7 protein-coding genes are annotated in these 5,863 nt (G+C 65.5%); all 7 read right to left on the bottom strand.

Going from position 1 to position 5,863, the window contains the following annotated elements; genetic code table 11:
* Window positions 1-1,031, bottom strand: a 1,031-nt coding sequence (locus MOV74_RS29310; protein ID WP_246930143.1) for a hemolysin family protein, incomplete at its 3' end; no start/stop codon positions are given.
* A gap of 1 nt (window position 1,032) precedes the next feature.
* A complete protein-coding gene (gene ybeY / locus MOV74_RS29305; RefSeq protein WP_246930141.1) occupies window positions 1,033-1,542 on the bottom strand; it encodes an rRNA maturation RNase YbeY in 510 nt (169 codons plus the stop codon).
* A 59-nt stretch (window positions 1,543-1,601) separates the two neighbouring features.
* Window positions 1,602-2,597 (bottom strand): PhoH family protein, encoded by a 996-nt coding sequence (locus tag MOV74_RS29300; RefSeq protein WP_246930139.1) that lies wholly within the window; start codon window positions 2,595-2,597, stop codon window positions 1,602-1,604.
* 64 nt (window positions 2,598-2,661) lie between these two features.
* A complete protein-coding gene (gene miaB, locus MOV74_RS29295) occupies window positions 2,662-4,056 on the bottom strand; it encodes a tRNA (N6-isopentenyl adenosine(37)-C2)-methylthiotransferase MiaB (RefSeq protein WP_246930136.1) in 1,395 nt (464 codons plus the stop codon).
* A 189-nt stretch (window positions 4,057-4,245) separates the two neighbouring features.
* Window positions 4,246-4,926, bottom strand: coding sequence for an HAD family phosphatase (locus tag MOV74_RS29290; protein WP_246930133.1), 681 nt, complete (start codon window positions 4,924-4,926; stop codon window positions 4,246-4,248).
* 4 nt (window positions 4,927-4,930) lie between these two features.
* The gene (locus MOV74_RS29285) at window positions 4,931-5,386 is read right to left on the bottom strand and encodes a Fur family transcriptional regulator (protein ID WP_246930131.1); all 456 of its coding nucleotides are present in this window, start codon (window positions 5,384-5,386) and stop codon (window positions 4,931-4,933) included.
* Between the two features lie 38 nt (window positions 5,387-5,424).
* On the bottom strand, window positions 5,425-5,863 hold a 439-nt coding region (rimI, locus tag MOV74_RS29280; protein WP_246930129.1), incomplete at its 5' end, for a ribosomal protein S18-alanine N-acetyltransferase.

The following is a 5,863-nucleotide window of genomic DNA, read 5'->3' as shown; positions in this document are numbered from 1 at the left end:
CGGCTCTCACGCTGGGTGCGCGGGGCGGGACGCTCTTTGCGCGTCGAGATGCGCAGCCGCTTGACGCGGCGCGGATCGGCATCGAGCACCTCGACCTCGTAATTGCCGGGGCCCGAGATCACCTCGCCGCGCACCGGCAGGCGCCCGACGAAGCTGACGAGATAGCCGCCCAGCGTCTCCACCTCCTCGCCGGCTTCGCCGGTGACGAAATCCTCGCCGATCACCGAGCGGACGTCGTCGAGGCTGGCGCGAGCGTCGGCGATGAAGGCGTTGTCGGGCAGGCGCACGATCGAGGGCGGCTCGTCGCTGTCGTGCTCGTCGTCGATCTCGCCGACGATCTGCTCGACGATGTCCTCGATCGAGACCAGCCCGTCGCTGCCGCCATATTCGTCGACCACCAGCGCCAGATGGATGCGCGTGGCCTGCATCTGCGCGAGCAGGTCGATCGCCCGCATCGACGGCGGCACGTAGAGCAGCTTGCGGATGATGCGCGCATCCTCGAGCGGCAGCGCGAGATCGACGGCGCGGAGGTCGAGCCCGGCCGGGAGCGCCTTCTTGCGCTTGGTCTTGGTGGCTTCCGACACGCGGGCACGCGCGGTCATGAAGGCGAGCAGGTCGCGGATGTGGACGATGCCCACGGGATCGTCGAGCGTTTCGTTGTAGACCACGAGGCGCGAATGGCCGGCGCTTTCGAAGCGGTCCATCAACTCGCCGAGCGGGATGTCGCGCTTCACTGCGATGATGTCGGCGCGATGGACCATGACGTCGGCGATGCGGCGCTCGTGCAGTCCGAGGATGTTGCGCAGCATGGTGCGCTCGACCGCGGAGAAGCCGGAGTCGCCAGGCGTCGTCGCATCGAGCACGACCTGGAGGTCGTCGCGCACCGATCCCGCCTTCCAGCCGAACAGCGTCCGGATGGCGCGCAGCAGCCATCCTTCCGCAGTCGGGCGCATCACTTCGCCTTGCGTCACCACGGCGGGAAGATTGGCCGTGTGGCGCGGGTTGTCCTGGATCGGGTCGGAATCCGGCATCTCAGTGCGTCCCTGCGCGCTCTGCATAGGGATCGGGAATTCCAAGGTGAGCCAGGATCTGCGTCTCCAGCGCTTCCATCTCCTCGGCGTCGCCTTCGTTCTCGTGGTCGTAGCCGATCAGGTGAAGGAAGCCGTGCACGGCGAGATGGCTCAAATGGTGGTCGAACGGCTTTTGTTCCTCGTCCGCTTCGCGCCGCATGGTCTCGTAGGCGATCGCGATATCGCCGAGCATGCGCGGCGCATCACCCGGCTTCCACTCGCCCTCCGGCTGGAGCGCGGGAAACGACAGCACGTTGGTCGGCTTGTCGATGCCGCGCCAGTTGCTGTTGAGGGTGCGGATGCCGGCATCATCGGTCAGCATCACGGCCACTTCCGCGTCGGCAACGTCTTCGTCGACACTCTCGGCGGCGGCCGCAACCGCGCGCTGGATCACGGCTTCGGAATCGGGCTCGCTCTGCCAGCAATCGGCGACGACGAGGACCTCGGTCATGGGAAGGTTGGGATGGGACATTTTGTTGTCTGGGACGAAAAGGGCCCGTATCCGCGCCCTCTGGTCCGACTGTTGCCTCGTCAGGATTGGCCGGCGGCCGGCCGCTGCGGCGAACCTTCGTAGGCGGCGACGATCCGCGCCACGAGTTCGTGGCGGATCACGTCCTCGGCTTTGAAATGAACTTGAGCAATGCCCTCGACGCCGCCCAGGAGGCGGGTCGCTTCGGCCAGGCCCGAGGTCTGGCCGTTCGGCAGGTCGATCTGCGAGGGATCGCCGGTCACGATCATGCGGCTGTTCTCGCCGAGGCGCGTGAGGAACATCTTCATCTGCATCGACGTGGTGTTCTGCGCCTCGTCCAGGATGATTGCGGCGTTGGTGAGGGTGCGGCCGCGCATGAAGGCGAGCGGCGCGATCTCGATCTCGCCGGTCTGGAGCGCGCGCTCGACGATGCGCGCATCCATGAGGTCGTAGAGCGCGTCGTAGATCGGGCGGAGATAAGGATCGACCTTTTCGCGGAGATCGCCGGGCAGGAAGCCGAGCCGCTCGCCGGCTTCCACCGCCGGACGCGACAGGATGATCTTGTCGACCTCCTTGCGCTCGAATAGCTGCGCGGCGTGCGCAACCGCGAGCCAGGTCTTGCCGGTGCCGGCAGGGCCGATGCCGAACACCAGCTCGTGGCGCTTCAGCGCGCGGATGTAGGAGTCCTGGGCAGCGGTGCGGGCGCGCACCGGGCGCTTGCGCAGATTGATGCTGTCGAAGGCCGATTTGGCCGATTTGGCGTCGAACTCGAACAGCGAGCCCTGGGCAATGACGGCCCGGATCGCGCCTTCGACCTCGCCCTGGTCGAGATCCTGTCCCTTCACGGCCTGCGCGTAGAGCATCTCCAGCACGCGGCGTGCGGCGTCGCAGCCGTCGCGCGTGCCGCCGATCGTGATGTGATTGCCCTTGGAATCGACGACGACCCCGAGCCGCCGCTCGATCTGCGCGAGATGCTGGCCGTAGGGGCCGACCAGCGCCGAAGCGGCGCGGTTGTCGTCGAAGTCGATGACGACCTGGGTCTCGGGCGGAACTTGCATGTCGCGGTCAAATTTGCGGCTGGGAGCGATAGAAGACGAATCCGATGCGCTTTTTGGCAAGGGTTCAGGCTCCACTGGCTTGCGATAAAGCGGGCTCACGCGCGGTGCGTAGTGCGGCGAGCTCGCCGAGGAAACTGTAGCGCTCGAGGCTGTCGATCCTGACAGGCAGGATCTGTCCGATGATGTCGGGCGAGGCCATCACGTGAGCGGGCTGGAGGAATGCGGTGCGGCCGACGATCTGGCCGTCCTTGCGCGCCGGACGTTCGAACAGCACGTCGACCGTTGAGCCAATCGCAGCCTTGTTGAAGGCCGACTGCTGGCTGTCGATCAGTTCCTGGAGCCGCTCCAATCGCTGGTCCATCTCGGCGGGGGACACCGTCTCCTGCATGTCCGCGGCCGGCGTTCCCGGCCGGGCGGAGTATTTGAACGAATAAGCCGCAGCGTAGCCGATTTGCGTGACAAGCGCGAGGGTGGCGAGAAAATCTTGCTCGCTTTCCCCGGGGAAGCCGACGATGAAATCCGATGAAAAAGCAATGTCTTGGCGCGCGGCGCGGAAACGGTCGATGACCCGCCGATAATCATCGGCGGTATGTTTCCGGTTCATGGCCGCCAGAATGCGGTCCGAGCCCGATTGCACCGGCAGGTGCACGAACGGCATCAGGGCACCGAGATTGCGATGGGCTGCAATCAGGCTGTCGTCGACGTCGCGGGGATGGCTGGTCGAATAGCGCAGCCGCGCAATGCCGGGAATCGTCGCCAGATGCTCGAGCAGTCTGCCGAGCGGCCAGACTTTCCCGTCCGGTCCCTCGCCATGATAGGCGTTGACGTTCTGCCCAATCAGCGTGAGCTCGCGCACGCCGTTGTCGGCCAGCCGCTTCACGTCATCGACGATCTTCGCGACCGGGCGCGAGACTTCGGCGCCGCGCGTGTAGGGCACGACGCAGAAGGTGCAGAACTTGTCGCAACCTTCCTGCACCGTGACGAAAGCGGAAATGCCGCGCGCGCGGATCGCTGCGGGCTTGGGCTGGGCCAGGAAGCCGAACTTGTCCTCGGCCGGAAACTCGGTCTCGATCGCGCGGCCTTCGTCGCCGGCGCGCTTCAACAGCTCGGGCAGATGATGATAGCTCTGCGGTCCCACCACGACGTCCACGGCAGGCGCGCGACGCACGATTTCCTCGCCTTCAGCCTGCGCCACGCAGCCTGCAACCGCGATCTGCATGGTGCGGCCCCCGCGTGCAGCCTCGTCCTTGGCGACGCGCAGGCGGCCGAGCTCGGAATAGACCTTTTCCGAGGCCTTCTCGCGGATATGGCAGGTATTGAGGATGACGAGGTCGGCCTCCTCGGCACTGGCCGTCTCCACGAATCCTTCCGGAGCCAGCGTGTCCACCATGCGCTGGGCATCGTAGACGTTCATCTGGCAGCCATATGATTTGATGTGCAGCTTGCGCGGCGGCGTCATGGAACCCGGAATTGAGGTGGAGGACGGCCCTCAGATATAGGCTGGAGGCGCGAAAATCCAGCGAATGGAGGTATTTGGATCGTCATTCCGGGGCGCGCGTAGCGCGAACCCGGATTCTCGTGCCAAAACCCCTGGATTCCGGGTTCACGCGCTGTGGGCGTGCCCCGTAATGACGGCAATCAGCCGAAATCAGCCCGCCAAAGCGTCCGCCTCGACCCGCCGGACCAGCTCCGGCAGCTGATGCATGTCGGCAAAGAGCAGATCGGCGCCGGCCTCGCGCAGCGTCTCGGCATAGCCGTCGCGGCAATGGCTGCCCCCGTAAAAGCCGAATACGGTCATTCCCGCCGCCCGCGCGCCGGTAATCCCGGCCAGGCTGTCCTCGATCACGACGCAGCGCTGGGGCGGCACGCCCATCTCGTTCGCCGCGAACAGGAACAGGTCCGGTGCCGGCTTGCCGTTCGTCACCTGCGAGGCCGAGAAGATATTCGGCGTGAGGCGCTCGTAGAGCCCGGTGCTCCCCAGGCTGACGCGCATGCGCTGATGCGAGCCGCTCGAGGCGACGCAGACGCGTTGAGGCACCACATCGAGCACGTCATGAATGCCGCGGATCGCTTCGAGGTCGGCCTCGAACGAGCGAAACAGCTCGTCCTGCAACTCGCCGTGATAGGCTTCGGGCAACTTGCGGCCGAGCTCGGATTCGATCTCGAGATTGGCCTGCCGCGTCGAGCGGCCGAGGAAGCGCGCGAACACCTGCTCCGACGTGATCGGATATCCGTGCTTCGTCAGCACATCCGCATGCGCGCGACAGGAAATGACCTCGCTGTCCACGAGCACACCGTCGCAATCGAAGATGATGAGGTCGATGGGCACTCGACTAGGACGTCGGCTTGTCGTCGTCGAGCGGGACGCAATAGAGTTCGAGGCGGTGATCCACCAGCTTGTAGCCAAGCTTGCGAGCGATCTCGGCCTGGAGTTTCTCGATCTCTTCGGAGGTGAACTCGATCACCTTGCCGTCGCGCAGGTTGATGAGGTGGTCGTGATGGCTGTCGCGCATCTGCTCGTAGCGCGCGCGGCCCTCGCGGAAATCATGGCGTTCGATGATGCCGGCGTCCTCGAACAGCTTGACGGTACGGTACACGGTCGAGATCGAGATCTTGTCGTCGACGGCGACGCAGCGCCGGTACAGTTCCTCGACATCGGGATGATCGATCGCCTCCGCGAGCACGCGGGCGATGACGCGGCGCTGCTCGGTCATGCGCATGCCGGTGGCGGCACAGCGCGCCTCGATGCCGGACGCCTTGGATGCGGAAGAAGGTTTCAGTACGGTCATGGTTTGTCTGCCTGGCGGGGCGCTTTCTGCCACCGATGTTACGACAAGTCACGTCGCATCAGAAGGGCGTTCAATTGTTCCCCGTTCGGCTGCTTATAGTAGCGTTCGCGGCGCCCGACCACCATGAATCCGCACCCGTCGTAGAGCCGCCGCGCCGGCTGGTTGTTTTCCTCAACTTCGAGAAATATTGTGCGCACGCCGCGCCCTGCGAGGTGGCCGAGATGGGTCATCAGCAGCGCGCGGGAGAGGCCGCGGCCGCGATAGGCCTCGTCCACCGCGATCGAAAGGATTTCCGCCTCGTCCGCGCCGATCCGCGACACCGCGAATCCGATGGTCTTGCGCCCGAGGCGCAAGCGATGCACCAGCGTATTGCGCTCGCTGACCATGCTCTCGAATTCGCCTTCGCCCCAGCCGCGTGCGAAAGAGGCGCCATGAAGCTGCGCCAGCCGCGCGGCATCGCGCGCGGACGCAGGCTCG

Origin of the sequence: Bradyrhizobium sp. SHOUNA76, assembly GCF_023006445.1 — a bacterium.
Lineage (GTDB): Bacteria > Pseudomonadota > Alphaproteobacteria > Rhizobiales > Xanthobacteraceae > Bradyrhizobium.
Note: the sequence above shows the minus strand (reverse complement) of the source record. Positions and strands in the feature narration are given on the sequence as shown.

What these genes read in the sequence shown, in the direction of transcription:
- MOV74_RS29285 (WP_246930131.1), bottom strand. Translation starts at nt 5,386, where the DNA reads ATGACCGTACTGAAACCTTCTTCCGCATCCAAGGCGTCCGGCATCGAG.
- miaB (WP_246930136.1), bottom strand. Translation starts at nt 4,056, where the DNA reads ATGACGCCGCCGCGCAAGCTGCACATCAAATCATATGGCTGCCAGATG.
- ybeY (WP_246930141.1), bottom strand. Translation starts at nt 1,542, where the DNA reads ATGTCCCATCCCAACCTTCCCATGACCGAGGTCCTCGTCGTCGCCGAT.
- MOV74_RS29300 (WP_246930139.1), bottom strand. Translation starts at nt 2,597, where the DNA reads ATGCAAGTTCCGCCCGAGACCCAGGTCGTCATCGACTTCGACGACAAC.